The sequence below is a fragment of the Haloactinopolyspora sp. genome, assembly GCF_027324685.1.
Classification (GTDB): Bacteria; Actinomycetota; Actinomycetes; order Jiangellales; family Jiangellaceae; genus Haloactinopolyspora.
Window position 1 is genome coordinate 1 of record NZ_DAHVSH010000132.1, and the last position, 15718, is coordinate 15718.

The window sequence follows — 15718 nt, forward strand, 5'->3', positions numbered from 1 at the left end:
CGAGCCAGCATCGTTCGTCGGCGTGCGCGGCGGGTGAGAAAGCGGCGAACAGTGACGTCGCGAGCAGCGCGGCCGCCAGCAACATCCCGACGGTGCCGAACCGATGCCTCAACATTCGATGGTCGCCTCGTCCTTGTTCACACGGTCCACCACGACCCAGTGGTCGTCGACTCGCTCGAAGTCGAACACGCGCGGCTGTGGATCACTTTCCTGCTCGGCCAGTTCTTCCTTGTAATAGACGTTCCAGCTGTGTTCGTCCACGCAGCTCTGCACGCGCGCGGTGTCGCCGTCGACGCTGACCTGCGGGGTACCGATGTCCGGCGCCCCGTCGCGGGTGATGTGGTCCTCGCGCATGCCGCGGATCTGGGCGACGTGCAGCTGAGCGACCTTCTCGTTGGTCACGGTCTTGAGCTCGGCATAGGAGTCTTTGCCGGAGTTGTGCGCCGCCACGACGACGTCCCAGTACTCCTGATAAGCAGCTTCGACCTCGGCGACCGCGGCGGCGGTCGAGTCTTCGGTGGGCGTGGGCTCGCTCGTGGGATCCGTGGTCGGGATCGAGTCGGCTACCGGCTCGTCGTCACCGCACGCCGTCAGGGACAACACCACTGCTGCAGCCAGCACGGCGGGAAGACAAGCTCGCGTGATCATCGGCGTCATTATAGCGACCAGCAACGACGCCTACGCGCCAAGCCGACGTTTGACCTGTTTGTCACATCCGGTTAAGCTTTTGCGCTCTTCACGACCGGACCGGGTGCCTCCGGGCCGTCGGAATGACCGTCTGTTCCGTCGAGCCCCAGGAGGCCTTGCATGTCCACCGGTGCGCCCTCGTCCGACGCCGTCCTCGGTGCTGAACGTGAACACCTGCGCCGTTCGCGCGCGGATTTGCGCGCCATGCGCGTGCACACGTTGGCGCTGCAGGCCCAGGGCGGCAACCAGGTGTCCACCGAGTACCTGAAGGCAGCGCTGTACCGGCGCGCGAAGGCGCTCGAGGACGACCCGTCGGTGCCACTGTTCTTCGGCCGGATCGACACCGTCGACGCCTCGACGGACGAACGCGCATCCGACACCTTCTACGTCGGCCGTCGCCACGTCATGGATTCCAACGGCGACCCGATGGTCATCGACTGGCGGGCCGACGTCGCCCGAGCCTTCTACCGGGCCACCCGGCGTGACCCGCTCGGTGTGGTGCTCCGGCGCCGGTACGGCTTCGCCGACGGAGAGCTCACCTCCTACGAGGATGAACACCTGCTCGACGTCGACGAGGCCGACGTCACCAGCCGCATCGTCACCGAAGAGATCGAGCGCCCGCGCGTCGGCCCGATGCGCGACATCGTCGCCACGATCCAGCCCGAACAGGACGAGGTCGTGCGGACGGAGCTCGACCGGACGGTGTGCGTGCAGGGTGCGCCCGGTACCGGTAAGACCGCAGTCGGCCTGCACCGTGCCGCCTACCTGCTGCACACCTACCGCGACCGCCTCTCGCGCACCGGTGTGCTGGTGATCGGCCCGAACCAGGCGTTCCTGCACTACATCGCGCAGGTGTTGCCCACCCTGGGCGAGGTCGACGTCCGGCAGGTCACCGTCGCCGAGCTGGTCGAGACCGTGCCCGTCCGTGCCGTCGACCCGCCCGAGGTGGCCGCGCTCAAGGGTGACGCCCGGATGGCCGAGGTCATCTCGAACGCGATCTGGGCCCACCTGCGTGAGCCGGACGAAACGCTCTACGTTCCGCGCGGTGCCCGCCGATGGCGCGTACCGGTCCACGAGGTCAACGAGGCCGTCGAGCTGTTGCGTGCGCGCGGCAACGCCTACGCGACGACCAGAGCTCTGCTGGCCCAACGGCTGGCCCACCGGGTCCTGCTGCGCATGGAGGCCGCCGGTGAGATCACCGACGACCGGGTCCAGAACGCCATCGCCCGATCCAAACCGGTCAAGGCATACGTCGATGCCATCTGGCCGGCCGTCGATCCGGTCCGCATCGTCATGCGCCTCCTCGGCGAGCCGGACGTGCTGGCCCGAGCCGCAGAGGGGGTCTTGACCCCGGATGAGCAGGAACTGTTGCGCTGGGCACGTCCGGCCCGGGGCCCGAAATCAGCACGGTGGTCGCATGCCGACGCCGTCCTGGTGGACGAGGCCCGCGCGGCGGTCGAACGCCGCCCCGGTGTCGGGCACGTGGTCCTGGACGAGGCGCAGGATTTGTCCCCCATGGAACTGCGGGCCGTCGGACGGCGTGCCGCCGGCGCGTCGTTGACGGTGCTGGGTGACATCGCCCAGGGCACCACCCCGTGGGCGACGCCGTCCTGGCCGGAGGCGCTGCGGCACCTGGGCCAGCAGGATGCGCACCTGGAAGTGCTGCGCAGGGGCTATCGGGTGCCGGCGGCGGTCGTCGAGTTCGCGTCGGCGTTGCTGCCGACGATCGCGCCCGGCATCGCACCGCCGGAGCCGGTGCGGTCCAATCGCGGGGAACTCGAGATCGTCGATGCCGGTGACGCGCTACCCAAGGCCGTGGTGGCCGGGGTCGCCGCCGCCACCGACCGGCTCGGCTCGGTGGGCGTCATCGCCGCCGACGATCATGTCGCTGACGTCGCCGCGTGGCTCACCGCCGCCGGAATCGACTTCGGTGATCTCGCCGACGACGCCAGGGTCACCGTGGTCCCGGCGACTCTGGCCAAAGGCCTGGAATACGACCACGTGGTCGTCGTCGAACCCGCGCGTATCGTCGCGGCTGAGTCCAGTGGCCTGCGCCGGCTCTACGTGGTGCTCACCCGCGCCGTGTCGTCGCTCACGATCGTCCATTCCGAGCCGTTGCCGTCGGAACTGGCCGCCGAGCGCTGAAGACGAGCCGCGCTGGCCCGTGACCGCGCCGAGGCCAGCCGCCGACGGAACGTCGCGGCCAGAATCACCGCGAGGACCGCCGCAGCCACGGTCACCGCGAACGCCGGGCGGTGCCCACCGGCGTCGGCGAGCCGTCCGGCCAGGCCCGACCCGACGGCGTAGCCGATGCCCGTCGACCCGGCCAGCACGGTCAACGCCGCGCCCACGCGCCGTAGCGGCACGATCTGCTCGGCCAGCACGAACACGCTGATCATGTACGGCGCGATGACGAACCCGAGCGCCAGCACGACCGGCACCAGCCCGCCCAGCGTGGTCACCGCGAGCAGTGGCGCGGACAAGAGGACGAGGCCGCCGGCAAAGACGAGGATTCGCTGCTCGTAGCGGAACCTCGCGGGCAGCCCGGCGACCGCGAGGCCGGCCAGCACGCTGCCGACGGCCAGCAAGGCATGCACCAGGCCCGCGAGACCAGGTCGGCCCTCGGCGGTGGCCAGCACCGTCGCGCCGGTCTGGGTCGCGCCGAACACCACACCGATCAACAGCTGCGCCACCCCGAGCACGACGAACGCCGGCGTCACGAACCGCACCCGGGCACCGGAGCCGGCGGGCTTGCGTGCGTGCGCCAGTTTCGCCGTGGGATGCAGCGCGAACCACGACCCGAACACGACCAGCAAGGCGCCGGCGACGAGCAACGCGGCGCCAGGATCGAGGACCACCGCGACCGCCCCGACCAGGGCCGGGCCGAGCATGAACGAGGCCTCGTCCGCAGCGCCCTCGTAGGAGAACGCAGCATCCACCAACCGTTCGCGGCCGGCACCGGCGTCGCTGGTGATCGGGCGCCACCGCGCTCGCGCGAGCGGACCGACTTGGGGGATCGACAGCCCCGCGATGACCGCCACACCGACCAGGACGGCCGTGGGTGCGCCGAGGCGCACGGCGGTGACCAGCCCGGCCAGGGCGAGCCCTGCGGCGATCGACTGGACCAGCACGACGATCCGTTGCCCCACCCGGTCGGCGATGCCGGCCGCGACCGGCGCCCCGACAGCGTTGGCGATGGCCAGGACTCCAGCGGCCAGGCCACCCAGGCTGTAGCGGCCGGTGGCCGTCGAGACGAGCAGCAGGGTGCCGAGTTGGCTCATGGCCAGCGGAAGCCGACCGAGAAAGGCGATGACGACGTAGGTGAGGCCGGCCAGCCGAAACAGGCGGCGGTACGACGAAACGGGCGACACGAGGTTCTCCGGGTAGCACGACGTGCGCGCCTCCCCACCTCTCAAGCGCGCACGGAACCCTGTGCTTGAGACCATTCTACCGCGAGGATGGGTGAATGGACGACCTCGAGCATCGCTGGCGCACCCTCGCCGGAACGTCACCGGCGGCCGGGCAGGCCGGTGCCGAGCTGCTCCGGCGCTGGCGGGAGCCGCACCGGCACTATCACGACACCACGCACCTGACGGCCGTGCTCCACGCCGTCGACGTGCTCGCCCCGGAGGCCCGCGACCTGACCGCCGTCCGGTTCGCCGCGTGGTTCCACGATGCCGTCTACGAAGGCCGACCCGGCGCGGACGAGGAGGCCAGCGCCGAGCTCGCCCGCGAGATGCTCGCCCGGCTCGAGCTGCCCGCCGACACCGTCGACGAGGTCGTCCGGCTGGTGCTGCTGACCCGCACGCACGACCCAGCGCCCGGCGACGCTGACGGCGCGGTCCTGTGCGACGCCGACCTGTCGGTGCTCGGCGGCTCGCCGGAGCAGTACGCGGCCTACACCGCGGCCGTCCGCCAGGACTACGCCCATGTCGGTGACGCGGACTTCGCCACCGGGCGGATCGCGGTGCTCGAGCGGCTGCTCACCGCCGATCCGCTGTTCCGGACCCGCACCGGGGGACGCGCCTGGGCGACCCGCGCTCGGCACAACATGCAGGCCGAACTCAGCGAGCTGCGAGCCCGGAGGATGGCCTGAGCCCACTGGCATGCGAGAGTAGCCACGAACGTCGAACGTACCGGTTGGCCCGTCACCGAGGAGGTGTGTGCGGTCGTGTCAGACGGTGACGAGGAAGGCAGTTTCCCGAACCCGTACCGCGCCACTATCGCAACCCGGCGGGGGCTCTCCCGCGACGACGCCGAGCAGATCGCCAGCGAGCTGGCTGACGCCGTGACCGCCATGGACAACAGCGCGTGGGTGAGTTCAACGGCCGACGACTTCTACGCCGAGCTGACCGGCCACGTGAGAACACTGAACGATGCGGGCGAGGCCGTGATGCAGGAGTTCAGCGACGCCATCGAGGGCCAGCCGAAAACGGTAGAGCCGAATGCCTGGCAGACGCGTTGGAGGAACCTGTAGATGGCCGTCGCGTCGATCGATCTGGGCCATATGGCCGACCTCGTGAAGGCCATGGAAAAGGCATCCGCCGAGCTGTCGGATCGAGCTGGGCGGCTGCGATACAACCTCGAAGACGTCTGGCTCTCGACCGACGCGCTGAAGAACGTCGACGGCGTCAATACGTGGATCGACGACGAGCTTCCCGGCCTCCGGCGTCGCCTCGCGCTGGCCCGGCACGTCGAAGCGCAGAAGCCGGGGCCGCAGACGTTCGCCGAGATCGACGAAAGCAAGATCTCCACCGCGACGCCGGCTGAGGCGCGTGAGCGCGCTGACCGTGCCGCCGAACTCATGGACGACATGGGCGGCACTCCCTCCGACGAACTCGTCGAACTGCTGGCCGACAACGCCACCGATCCGTACTTCGCCCAGCGCCTGGCGGAGAAAGTCAGCCCCGAGAAGGTCTCCGAGGTCGTCCTCGATCTCTCGTCCGAGCGCCGCCACCTGGCGCGGCATGCCTTGACCGAGCGGGACCGGCAGGACGTCGAGGAGTTCGACACCGCCTACGAGTCGCTCCTCGACGACATGGGCACCACCTTCGGCCTGGCTACCCAGAACACCGGTGATCTGGCGCTCGACGGCGACTACGCCCAGCAGTGGCTCGAGGCCATCACCGACGAGCAGGCGACGCCCGGCCAGGCCAGCGCGCTGGGCTTGGTGGTGTCCCGCGGCACCTGGTCGAAGGACTTCCTCACCACACTCGCGCAAGGCGTCTACGACTACGAGCGCGAGTACGACCGCGAGGGCATGTGGCGCGAACGCGTCTCCGGGGGGCTGTCGTCGGAGATGTACGGCGCGGTCGACCCGGTCCACGGCGACGACGACGGCGCCCCCACCGGCTACACCGAGTACTACGACCCGCTGGCCGGCATCCTGGAAGCTGTTGGACGCAATCCCGAGGCGGGCCACGAGCTCTTCGGCCACGGCGACACCGTCGAGATCGAGTCCGACGGCAAGAAGTCCGACGTCAACGCGTTCATGGAGTACCTGATCGCGCGCCGCAAGTGGCCGGTGGACGACGGCGCCGGCGCTCAATCGGCCATGGCCACGGCGATGACGCCGTTCGAGGGCGGTGACCTCGTCAGTGCGGACATCGCCTCCGACGCCCAGGACATCGTGACGATGAAGGGCGAGGAGATCGAGGACCGGCGGGACGACGGAAACTGGCTGTCCGACATCGGCCACCTGGTCCTCGACGGGCTCGGCCTGATTCCGATCATCGGCGAGCCCGCCGACGCCGTCAACGCCATCTGGTACGCCGCCGAAGGCAACGTCATCGACTCAGGGCTGTCCGCCGCGGGGATGGTTCCGTTCCTTGGTTGGACCGCCACCGGCGGGAAATGGACCCGCCGCGCGCTCACCGCCGACGAACTGAAGGCGTTGCGAGCTGCAGACGAGGCGGCGGACGTGCCCATCCTCAAGCCGAATGTCGGCGACTACTTCACCGGCGGTGCCACACCGAAAGCCAGCGAACTGGACATCTGGGCCCAAGCGCAGGGATGGACCCGCTCGCAGACCGAGAACGGTCCGCTGAAATTCACCGACGAGAATGGCATCGTGCGGTTGACGCTCAAGAAGGGCAGCCCCAGGGCACCCGGCAGCGGGCATCCCCACGTGGAGATCCGGGACCATACCGGTCAGCGCACCGACCCCTTCGGTAATCCGGTCACTCGGAAGAGCCCCAACAACCACACACCGATCGATTGGGACTGGTGACGATGCACTATTCGGAGGTCCCTGCCCTGGGGGACGTCTACCTGGAAGACAGCTTCGTCCTCGACATCACCGAGGACGCCGACGCACTCAGTTTCACCATCGAGGCGGTACTCACCGAGCAGCATCCCGATTACACCCCGCCGAAGCCGGGCGAACAATACTGCTACGCCGATGCCCAGTTGATTTTCCCGAACACGTCCGCGGTCCAGTGGATCAGCCGGGCGGCCACGCCGTACACCGACGCCTCGGGCGAGGTCGACCTCGGCAACATCGACCAGATGGACCGCGTCGACGACCACTGGCGGATCAGCGGCGACTGGGGTGAAGTGCTCGTCTACACGAACGACCTGCCGGAGTTGCGGCTCCGGTCAGGTTCACCGTCGTGACTCCATCACCGCCGGCTCTTTCGCGTGCGCAGCCCCGCTGCGTGCAGCCGGGTGACGATCTCGCGGGTGCTCACGTGCCGTGCGCCTGCTTCCAGCGCCGCGGCGTGCATCGATGCCGGCAGATCGTAGTGGTCGCCGTCGAAACTACGCCGCGGCAAGCCGATGCCGGCTGCGAAGGCGTGCAGCTCGTCCAGCGACTCGTCGGACACCAGGTGCGACCACAACCGGCCATGACCAGGCCAGGTCGGTGAATCGACGAGGATCACCGGGCGCACCTCACAGGGCTGCTGCCACGGCGTCGTCGACGAGTGTGCGCCACGACCGCACGAGATCCGCGTCGATGTAGGCCTTCCACGACCCACCCGGGCGGACCCGCCTGCCGACGTGGAACCGGCGCACCCCCGCCCGCGCCAGCCATGGCACATGGTCGGCCTCGAGCCCGCCGCCAGCCATGATCAGCTCGGCCGCCTGCGGCGACGTCGCGGCACGGCTGCACAACTCGTCCAGCCCCGATGCGGCGCCCCGGGCCGACCCCCCGGTCAGGATGGCGTCCAGGCCCGGCAGGCCTGGCACCACCTCCCAGGCGGCGTCATGGTCGAGCGCATGGTCGATCGCACGGTGAAACGTCCACGGCATTCCGTCGAGCTCGTCCACCAGAGCGAGCGTGGCCTCCACGTCGATTTCGGCGTTGAGGCCGAGGAACCCGAGGACGAAGCCGTCGGCGCCCGCCCGGGCCAGCTGGTAGGCGGCCATCTTGAGCCGTTCCAGCTCCGAGCCGCTGGTGGTGAACCCGTCGTTGGCTCGCAGCATCACGCGCAACGGCAGGTCGCAGGCGCGCTTGAGATCACGGACGGTGTCGACCGAGGGCGTCAGTCCGTCGGCGTCCATGTCGGCGACCACCTCGAGGCGGTCGGCGCCGCCGTCGACGGCGCCCGGCGCGTCGCCGGGGCCGAGGGCAATGACTTCCAGGAGCGGGCGCACATGCACAGTGTGCCAGTGACCTGGCACCATCGACATCGTGGTCGACGATGTCATGCTGGCGGCGCGGGCTCTGGTCCTGCGCGACCTCGGCGCGCGCCGACTCGACGTCCCCGCAGCGGTGGACGCCCTGGACGCGGCGGTGTCGCAGCGGCGCTGGTGGGTCGAGCAGTGGCCGGACGGCGCGGACTTCGTCGCGGGCCAACTGGCCCAGGACGTGCAGGACCGACTGCTCGACGCCGGCCTGGGGCGCTGGCCACGGTGCCGGTCGTGCGACGAGACGACCACACACGAGCTGCGCATCGAACCTGAGCTCGGCGCGGAACCGCAGTGGGTGTGCGAGAAGTCAGGCATCACCGTCGCCGCGCTGGGCGCACTGCCATGACGAGCACGAGGGCGGCCACCCGGATCGGGTGACCGCCCTCGTGGACGTACTCAGCAGCGAGTCGGACTCAGAAGTCCATCCCGCCCATGCCGCCGGTCGGGTCGCCAGCAGGTGCTGCGGCCTTCTCCGGCTTGTCGGCGACAACGGCCTCGGTGGTGAGGAACAGCCCGGCGATCGACGCAGCGTTCTGCAGCGCCGAGCGGGTCACCTTCACCGGGTCGTTGATGCCGGCTTCCAGCATGTCGACGTACTCGCCGGTCGCGGCGTTGAGGCCGTGGCCAGGAGTCAGGTTACGCACCTTCTCCGCCACGACGCCGCCCTCGAGGCCGGCGTTGATGGCGATCTGCTTGAGCGGAGCGTCAACTGCGACCTTCACGATGTTCGCGCCGGTCGCCTCGTCGCCCTCGAGCTCGAGCTTCTCGAACGCGGCCTGGCTGGCCTGGATGAGCGAGACGCCACCACCGGCGACGATGCCCTCCTCGACGGCTGCCTTGGCGTTGCGCACCGCGTCCTCGATGCGGTGCTTGCGCTCCTTGAGCTCGACCTCGGTGGCCGCGCCCGCCTTGATGACGGCGACGCCGCCGGCGAGCTTGGCCAGGCGCTCCTGGAGCTTCTCGCGGTCGTAGTCGCTGTCGGAGTTCTCGATCTCCGCACGGATCTGGCTGACCCGGCCGGCGATCTGGTCCGCGTCACCGGCGCCCTCGACGATGGTCGTCTCGTCCTTGGTGACGACCACCTTGCGGGCCTGCCCGAGCAGGTCGACCGTGGCGTTCTCGAGCTTGAGGCCGACGGTCTCGCTGATGACCTGGCCACCGGTGAGGATGGCGATGTCCTGCAGCATGGCCTTGCGGCGGTCGCCGAAGCCCGGAGCCTTGACGGCGACGGACTTGAACGTGCCCTTGATCTTGTTGACCACGAGGGTGGCCAGGGCCTCGCCCTCGACGTCTTCGGCGATGATCAGCAGCGGCTTGTTCGCCTGCATGATCTTCTCCAGCAGCGGCACCAGGTCCTTGACGCTGGAGATCTTCGACTCGACCAGCAGGATGTAGGCGTCCTCGAGCACGGCCTCCTGACGCTCGGCGTCGGTGACGAAGTAGCCCGAGATGTAGCCCTTGTCGAAGCGCATACCCTCGGTGAGCTCCAGTTCGAGCCCGAAGGTGTTGCTCTCCTCGACGGTGATGACGCCTTCCTTGCCGACCTTGTCCATGGCCTCGGCGATCAGCTCGCCGATCTGCGGGTCACCAGCCGAGATCGACGCGGTGGCGGCGATCTGCTCCTTGGTCTCGACCTCACGGGCACCGGTGAGCAACTGCTCGGAGATGGCCTCGACGGCCTTCTCGATGCCGGCCTTCAGAGCGATCGGGTTGGCACCGGCAGCGACGTTGCGCAGGCCCTCACGGACAAGAGCCTGAGCGAGCACGGTCGCCGTCGTGGTGCCGTCACCGGCAACGTCATCGGTCTTCTTGGCGACCTCTTTGACGAGCTCGGCGCCGATCTTCTCCCACGCGTCCTCGAGCTCGATCTCCTTGGCGATGGACACACCATCGTTGGTGATCGTGGGGGCGCCCCACTTCTTCTCGAGAACGACGTTGCGGCCCCGGGGGCCGAGGGTGACCTTGACGGCGTCGGCGAGAGTGTTCATGCCGCGCTCGAGGCCACGCCGTGCCTCTTCGTCAAAGGTGATCATCTTTGGCATGGGTTCCTGGTCCTCCCATAGCGGGTGGATGGTCCGGTCGACGCCCGCGACGGACGACCGTGGCGACACCCGGCTCCTGTCACCGGGGTTCCACGGTCTCGTCGATCCGAAGTTCCTGTCACTCTCACCTCGAGAGTGCTAATACCGTGTTTAGCACTCTCCAAGGTCGAGTGCAAGCGCTGGTGAGGTGCATACTCGGTATGGCGCGCGTGCGTATACTCCTGCACTGTGACTTCCGAACCAACCGTCCGGCGAATCTCGCGGGTGGGGGTTTCGTGGCGACTCGGCGTGACGCTCGTCGCCCTGGCCATTCTGACCCTGGGCCAAATACACGACACCAACGACTACTTTCCGCTCGGGTCGCTCTCGCAATACGCCACGCCACGAGACATGGACGGAGCTGTCCGGTCGACCTACATCATGGCCGACACCGTCAGCGGCGACCACGTCCGGGTGCCGCTGCACAAGGACGGCGTCGGCGTCGGCCGCGCCGACATCGAGTCCCAGCTCGACCGGATCATCGACGACCCGTCCCTACTGCAGGGGTTGGCTGACGCCTGGGCCGAGTTGCACCCGGACGCTGACCAGTACACCGCGTTCTACGTCCTGCGTGAGACCACGCAGCTGAAAGACGGCCTCAAGATAGGCGAACCGACCGTCGAGGAGCTCACGACATGGGAGGTACGCCGATGAGCTCGCTCACGCGGGCCGGCGGAGCGGTCGTGAACTGGTGGTGCTCGCCGGTGCCGCTGGCGCGAGTCGCGGTGCTGCGGGTGGCCATCTACCTGTTCGTGCTCTACGACATCTTCTTCCTCACCGATGACGTCATCCCGATGGCGTACGCGCCGCAGTTCTACCAGCCGACACTCATCGGGCGGGTACTGCCGTTGCCCGAGCCGACCGTGGCATTGGCACAGACGCTGCAGATCGTCATCATCGTGGCCGCGCTGGTGGCCGCGACGGGATACCTACCCCGTGTCGCCGGCTGGACCGTCGCCGTCGCGTACTTCGAGTGGATGATCATCAGTCAGGGCTACGGCTACGTCTCCCACGACCACCTGGCCTTGATGGTCGCCGTCGCCGTACTGCCGACCATCGGGCGCGCCCGATTCGGTGAACGCGACTCCAGCGAAGCTGCCGGATGGGCGTTCCGGTGCATCCAGGTGGCCACCATCGCGACCTACTTCTACTCCGCCGTCGTGAAGTGGGTGCGCAGCGGATCCCCAGCCACCTGGGCCAACGGCGCGGTGTTCATCTGGGCCTTGATGCGTCGCGGCTCGGACATGTTCCGCTGGCTGACCGACTACCCGTGGGTATTGATCATCGCCCAGTGGGGACTGCTCATCATCGAGTTCCTGTCCCCGGTCGTCCTCTTCCTCCGCCGCCGCGCGCTGTACGCGGCCGTGGCGATGTTCCTCGGCTTCCATCTGATGACGTACCTGGCGCTGGGCATCCACTTCCTGCCGACCGTGGTGTGTTGGCTGGCGTTCCTGCCGCTGGAGCGGGTCGTGCCGGTGGCCAAGCGCTGGTACGGCAGCATCAGGCCGGGCAGCCCGGCGCGGGCCTAGCCTTCGTCGGGACCTTCGGCCAGGTTGGCTTCCAGAGCATGCAGCGCGTCGAGGACGTCTTGCCGGCGGCGCTCGTCCCACGTGCCCACGGTGCGGGCTTCCAGCATCGCCCAGGCCTGCTCGACGCGCTCACGCAGCGCCAGGCTCGCCTCGGTGGCCGTGACGACGACCGACCGTCGGTCGGTGGGACTCCGTGTCGTGAAGACCAGGCCGGCCTTCTCGAGACGTCCGATCGTGCGGGTGACCGTTGGAGCTTCGGACTCCAGCATCCGTACCAGGTCGACCTGCCGCTGCGGGCCTTCGGTCCACAGCCGCATCATCACCAGTTCTTGACCCGGGTACAGCCCGAGTTCGCGCAGGAGCCGGCCGGCCAGCGTCTTGTGCAGCCGCGCAACCCGGAAGATGGCGTGACCGACAGGGGCCAACTCGGCGAGCGCGAAGTCGCCGCGGGAGGCTTCGTCACGGTGGTCGGTCACGGGACTCCTGTCTCCGAAGTGGCAACGGTCTGCGAGTAGGTCGGGTAGTCGGTGTAACCGCGGTGGTCGCCACCGTAGGCCTTGGTCATGTCCGGAGTGGCCAGCGGCGCCCCCGCCTGCATCCTCGTGGGCAGGTCGGGGTTGGCGATGAACAGCTTGCCGAACGAGATGAGGTCCGCGGCTCCGTTGTCGAGGAGCCGGAGGTGCTCCGGTCCGGTGTGCCCGCCAGGCGTAGCGGGGTTGAGCATGAACGGGCCACTCCACGCCTGTCGCAACAGCGGCGTGAACTCCGGGTCTTGTGTCTCCAGCACGTGCAGATAGGCGAGCCCGAGTGCGTCCAGAGCATTCAGGACCAGCGGATAGGTGTCGCGATGGTCGTCCTCGACGATGTCGTTGAGCGGGTTGGCCGGAGACAGGCGCAGACCCGTGCGATCCGGTCCGATCGCCGCTGCAATCGCCTGCGTCGTTTCGATGACCAGCCGGGCCCGCCGGGCCGGGGACCCGCCCCATTCGTCGCTGCGCTGATTGGCGTTGGTGGACAGGAACTGGTGCAGCAGGTAGCCGTTGGCGCCGTGGACCTCCACGCCGTCGAAGCCGGCCGCGACCGCGTTTCTGGCGGCGTCGACGAAGTCCGAAATGGTCTGTTCGACCTCGGCCGAAGTGAGTTCGCGCGGGACGACGAAATCCTGTCTGCCCTGGACGGTGAAGATCTGTCCGGCCGCGCGGACCGGTGAGGGCCCGACCGGCGTCTGCGGGCTGGGGTACGAGTCCGGGTGGCCGATCCGGCCGGTGTGCATCAGTTGCGCGAAGATCACTCCACCCTCGGCGTGGACGGCGTCGGTGACCCGCCGCCACGCCTCCACCTGTACGGCAGAGTGCAGGCCGGGTGTATGGGGATAGCCCTGTCCGACGACACTCGGCTGAATGCCTTCAGTCACGATCAGGCCCGCCTCGGCCCGCTGGCGGTAGTACGTGGCCGTGTCGTCCGTGACGCTGTTCTCCGGACCGTAGGCCCGACTACGCGTCATCGGTGACATGACGATGCGGTTGGTCAACTTCTGGTTGCCGACCTCGATGGGATCGAAGGCGGTGCTCATGGAGGGTCTCCTCTGGGTGGTCCGGAAATTACTTATCCGAACAACTTCATGGAGCCGAGACGCATTCCTTAGCCGAGCAACTTTTTTTGGTTGGCCCAGGAATGCTGGGAACCTCATGCAGCCGAGGCGGCGGGGGCGAGGGACGGCGGGGTGCGCACGCCGAAGCGGGTGCGCAACGCCCTCCGAGCGGCATAGAAGCCGCTCATGCCATGCACGGCCGGACCCGGCGGGGTCGACGCGGAACACAGGTACACCCCGGGCACCGGCGTCGCATAGGGGTCCCACCGCAGCGTCGGGCGGGCCAGGATCTGCCACAGGTTCATCGCGCCGGCAGCGATGTCACCGTTGATGTAGTTCGCGTTGTGTTCGGCCATCTCGACAGCCGGGATGGTCCGGCGCGCGACGACGAGGTCGCCGAAGCCCGGGGCGAACCGCTCGATCTGCGCTTGAACGACGTCACCCACGTCGACGCTGGAGCCCGCGGGGACATGTGTGTACGTCCAGAACGGGCGCAGCCCGCCGACCTCACGGCCCGGATCGAACACCGCCGGGTCGGAAGCGAGGATCATCGGCCGCTCGGCATGCCGCCCAGCAGCCACCTCGGCCTCGGCATGCGCCATCTCCGCCAGTGTGCCGCCCACATGAATGGTGCCCGCGTGGGCGACCTCCGGGTGCGCCCACGGAACCGGGCCGGACAGGACGAAATCGACCTTGGCCGCGGCGTTGCCGTACCGGAACCGCTCGAGCGAGCGCTGGTAGCGCCGCGGCAGCCGATCGCCCATGATGTGCAGCAGCCCCCGTGGTGTGGTGTCGAACAGATACGCGTGCGCCGGCGGCAGCTGGGCGAACGACGTGATCTCGACCCCGGTCTCGATCACGCCACCGTGCGCACGAAGATCGTCCACCAAAGCGTCGACGATGGCTTGGCTACCGCCGACCGGCAGCGGCCAGCCCGGAGAGTGCGCCAACGCGCCGAGCGACAGCGCCGTTCCCGCAGCCGTCAGCGTCGGCAGCCGGCAGATCGCATGGGCAGCCACACCCATCAACAGCGCCGGAGCCACCTCGCCGCGCCAGCGCCGGCGGCCCAGCGGCGTTCCCTGCTCGGCCACGTGCAGGCCGAACTGGGCGGCCGTCAGGAGGTCGGCCGGCAGACTACGGCGATCGCCCAACGCGGTGTCGACCACGGCCGGCGCGTGGCGGGCCAGCGGGCCCAGGAGTCGGCGCCATGCCGGGCCGTCGGGCCCGAGCTCGTCCACCGTCCGGTCCAGGTCGCGGTAGGCGATGCCCGCGCGTCCGCCGTCGAGCGGCTGGGCGTACGAGACCTCGGGGTAGTTCAACCGGACTCCGCGGGCACGTAAGTCGAATGCGCGGAAGAACGGCGATGCCGCCGCCATCGGATGCACCGCGGAACAGACGTCGTGGACGATGCCTGGTGCCAGCCCGAGGTCCATGGTGCGGGCCCCGCCGCCGATGGTCGGCTGCGCTTCGACGACGCGAACGTCGAGTCCCGCCCGAGCCAGGACCACCGCGGCGGCCAGGCCGTTGGGGCCAGAACCCACCACTACCGCGTCGCACTGCTCAGTGGCCTGCACTCATCCTCCCGGAAGATCCGCCCCTCGAGCGCATCATCCTACGGATGCGGCCGCCTCACTCCGACGGCGGCGGGGTCATCGTGTCGACGTAGAGCAAGCTCCCGGCCGGGGTGACGTGCAAGGTGGAGTCGGTCAGCAACAGCTTGCGCAACTTCTCGGCCGTCATGTTGTTGCGTTCGGCCACCACCGCCAGCTTGTCACCCAGCGCGTCGATGGCTTGTTGCCCGCTCATCGCCTCGGGCAGCATCGTGACGCCCTCACCGGTAGCGAGCTGCTGGTCGTCGGGGGTCGTGCTGCCCCCGTCACCGTCGGTCTGTGTCTCCGCCGGCCCGACGGCCACGGTGCCGTCGTCGTCGGAGCTGCCCGACAACCCCACCGCCGCAGCGACCGCGGCGACGATGACAACTGCTGCCGTGGTCACGGCGATCATGATGTTCCGACCACGAACTTCGCTGCTCTCCGACACTGCCACGACCTCCTACTGTGGTGTTCGTCCATCTCTTCGACGGATGGAACCCCAGGGCGGTTTCGTCCCGGATCGAATCCGTCTCGGGGCACGAAAAAGAGCCAGGGGCGGGGACGGTGTTGGCGTCCCCGCCCCTGGCGGCGGTGTTCAGCTCAGCT

17 protein-coding genes are annotated in these 15718 nt (G+C 68.8%); 8 read left to right on the top strand and 9 right to left on the bottom strand.

Features of this window, described 5'->3' with window-relative positions; translation table 11 throughout:
• Window positions 1-108: 108 nt before the first annotated feature.
• Complete coding sequence (locus M6444_RS14805) at window positions 109-648, bottom strand: hypothetical protein (protein WP_298328874.1); 540 nt, start codon at window positions 646-648, stop codon at window positions 109-111.
• A 159-nt stretch (window positions 649-807) separates the two neighbouring features.
• Here M6444_RS14805 and M6444_RS14810 point away from each other — a divergent pair, with 159 nt between their 5' ends.
• Window positions 808-2832, top strand: coding sequence for an AAA family ATPase (locus tag M6444_RS14810; RefSeq protein ID WP_298328876.1), 2025 nt, complete (start codon window positions 808-810; stop codon window positions 2830-2832).
• Here the strand turns inward: M6444_RS14810 and M6444_RS14815 are convergent.
• Complete coding sequence (locus tag M6444_RS14815; protein WP_363326386.1) at window positions 2748-4058, bottom strand: MFS transporter; 1311 nt, start codon at window positions 4056-4058, stop codon at window positions 2748-2750. The genes M6444_RS14810 and M6444_RS14815 overlap by 85 nt on opposite strands.
• Window positions 4059-4153: 95 nt before the next feature.
• Here M6444_RS14815 and M6444_RS14820 point away from each other — a divergent pair, with 95 nt between their 5' ends.
• The 4 genes from M6444_RS14820 (at window position 4154) to M6444_RS14835 (ending at window position 7302) form a co-directional block, all read left to right on the top strand.
• Window positions 4154-4783 carry a hypothetical protein gene (locus M6444_RS14820; RefSeq protein ID WP_298328880.1) on the top strand — a complete coding sequence of 210 codons (630 nt, stop codon included), beginning with the start codon at window positions 4154-4156 and terminating at the stop codon, window positions 4781-4783.
• 75 nt (window positions 4784-4858) lie between these two features.
• Window positions 4859-5164, top strand: coding sequence for a hypothetical protein (locus M6444_RS14825; protein ID WP_298328882.1), 306 nt, complete (start codon window positions 4859-4861; stop codon window positions 5162-5164).
• Window positions 5165-6916, top strand: coding sequence for a DUF6571 family protein (locus M6444_RS14830; RefSeq protein WP_298328884.1), 1752 nt, complete (start codon window positions 5165-5167; stop codon window positions 6914-6916).
• Between the two features lie 2 nt (window positions 6917-6918).
• Window positions 6919-7302: a hypothetical protein gene (locus tag M6444_RS14835; RefSeq protein WP_298328885.1), complete on the top strand. Its 384-nt coding sequence runs from the start codon at window positions 6919-6921 to the stop codon at window positions 7300-7302.
• A 5-nt stretch (window positions 7303-7307) separates the two neighbouring features.
• Here M6444_RS14835 and M6444_RS14840 read toward each other — a convergent pair whose 3' ends face one another.
• The gene (locus M6444_RS14840) at window positions 7308-7568 is read right to left on the bottom strand and encodes a DUF4031 domain-containing protein (protein ID WP_298328886.1); all 261 of its coding nucleotides are present in this window, start codon (window positions 7566-7568) and stop codon (window positions 7308-7310) included.
• A 10-nt stretch (window positions 7569-7578) separates the two neighbouring features.
• Window positions 7579-8283 carry a copper homeostasis protein CutC gene (locus tag M6444_RS14845; RefSeq protein WP_298328887.1) on the bottom strand — a complete coding sequence of 235 codons (705 nt, stop codon included), beginning with the start codon at window positions 8281-8283 and terminating at the stop codon, window positions 7579-7581.
• A gap of 37 nt (window positions 8284-8320) precedes the next feature.
• On the opposite strand from M6444_RS14845, the gene M6444_RS14850 reads away from it, so the two are divergent.
• Window positions 8321-8665, top strand: a complete 345-nt coding sequence (locus M6444_RS14850; protein ID WP_298328888.1) for a hypothetical protein — start codon at window positions 8321-8323, stop codon at window positions 8663-8665.
• 67 nt (window positions 8666-8732) lie between these two features.
• On the opposite strand, the gene groL is transcribed toward M6444_RS14850, so the two are convergent.
• Entirely contained in the window at window positions 8733-10361 is a 1629-nt protein-coding gene (gene groL / locus M6444_RS14855; RefSeq protein WP_298328889.1) for a chaperonin GroEL, read from the bottom strand.
• A gap of 228 nt (window positions 10362-10589) precedes the next feature.
• Here groL and M6444_RS14860 point away from each other — a divergent pair, with 228 nt between their 5' ends.
• Together M6444_RS14860 and M6444_RS14865 are read left to right on the top strand one after the other, a co-directional pair.
• Complete coding sequence (locus M6444_RS14860; protein ID WP_298328892.1) at window positions 10590-11054, top strand: hypothetical protein; 465 nt, start codon at window positions 10590-10592, stop codon at window positions 11052-11054.
• Window positions 11051-11929 carry a hypothetical protein gene (locus M6444_RS14865; RefSeq protein ID WP_298328894.1) on the top strand — a complete coding sequence of 293 codons (879 nt, stop codon included), beginning with the start codon at window positions 11051-11053 and terminating at the stop codon, window positions 11927-11929. The genes M6444_RS14860 and M6444_RS14865 overlap by 4 nt, the downstream gene beginning before the upstream one ends.
• Here the strand turns inward: M6444_RS14865 and M6444_RS14870 are convergent.
• From M6444_RS14870 to M6444_RS14885, 4 genes are all read right to left on the bottom strand, one after another.
• Window positions 11926-12405 carry a MarR family transcriptional regulator gene (locus M6444_RS14870; protein ID WP_298328896.1) on the bottom strand — a complete coding sequence of 160 codons (480 nt, stop codon included), beginning with the start codon at window positions 12403-12405 and terminating at the stop codon, window positions 11926-11928. The two genes, M6444_RS14865 and M6444_RS14870, sit on opposite strands and share 4 nt — an antisense overlap.
• Window positions 12402-13502: an alkene reductase gene (locus M6444_RS14875; protein ID WP_298328900.1), complete on the bottom strand. Its 1101-nt coding sequence runs from the start codon at window positions 13500-13502 to the stop codon at window positions 12402-12404. Before M6444_RS14875 ends, M6444_RS14870 begins: the two co-directional genes overlap by 4 nt.
• Before the next feature lie 113 nt (window positions 13503-13615).
• Entirely contained in the window at window positions 13616-15094 is a 1479-nt protein-coding gene (locus tag M6444_RS14880) for an NAD(P)/FAD-dependent oxidoreductase (protein ID WP_298328903.1), read from the bottom strand.
• Between the two features lie 55 nt (window positions 15095-15149).
• The gene (locus M6444_RS14885; RefSeq protein WP_298328906.1) at window positions 15150-15515 is read right to left on the bottom strand and encodes a hypothetical protein; all 366 of its coding nucleotides are present in this window, start codon (window positions 15513-15515) and stop codon (window positions 15150-15152) included.
• Window positions 15516-15718 lie beyond the last annotated feature (203 nt).

Excerpts from the sequence above, each read along its gene's own strand:
- M6444_RS14830 (WP_298328884.1), top strand. The coding sequence starts at position 5,165 with ATGGCCGTCGCGTCGATCGATCTGGGCCATATGGCCGACCTCGTGAAG.
- M6444_RS14805 (WP_298328874.1), bottom strand. The coding sequence starts at position 648 with ATGATCACGCGAGCTTGTCTTCCCGCCGTGCTGGCTGCAGCAGTGGTG.
- M6444_RS14810 (WP_298328876.1), top strand. The coding sequence starts at position 808 with ATGTCCACCGGTGCGCCCTCGTCCGACGCCGTCCTCGGTGCTGAACGT.
- M6444_RS14820 (WP_298328880.1), top strand. The coding sequence starts at position 4,154 with ATGGACGACCTCGAGCATCGCTGGCGCACCCTCGCCGGAACGTCACCG.
- groL (WP_298328889.1), bottom strand. The coding sequence starts at position 10,361 with ATGCCAAAGATGATCACCTTTGACGAAGAGGCACGGCGTGGCCTCGAG.
- M6444_RS14875 (WP_298328900.1), bottom strand. The coding sequence starts at position 13,502 with ATGAGCACCGCCTTCGATCCCATCGAGGTCGGCAACCAGAAGTTGACC.
- M6444_RS14835 (WP_298328885.1), top strand. The coding sequence starts at position 6,919 with ATGCACTATTCGGAGGTCCCTGCCCTGGGGGACGTCTACCTGGAAGAC.
- M6444_RS14865 (WP_298328894.1), top strand. The coding sequence starts at position 11,051 with ATGAGCTCGCTCACGCGGGCCGGCGGAGCGGTCGTGAACTGGTGGTGC.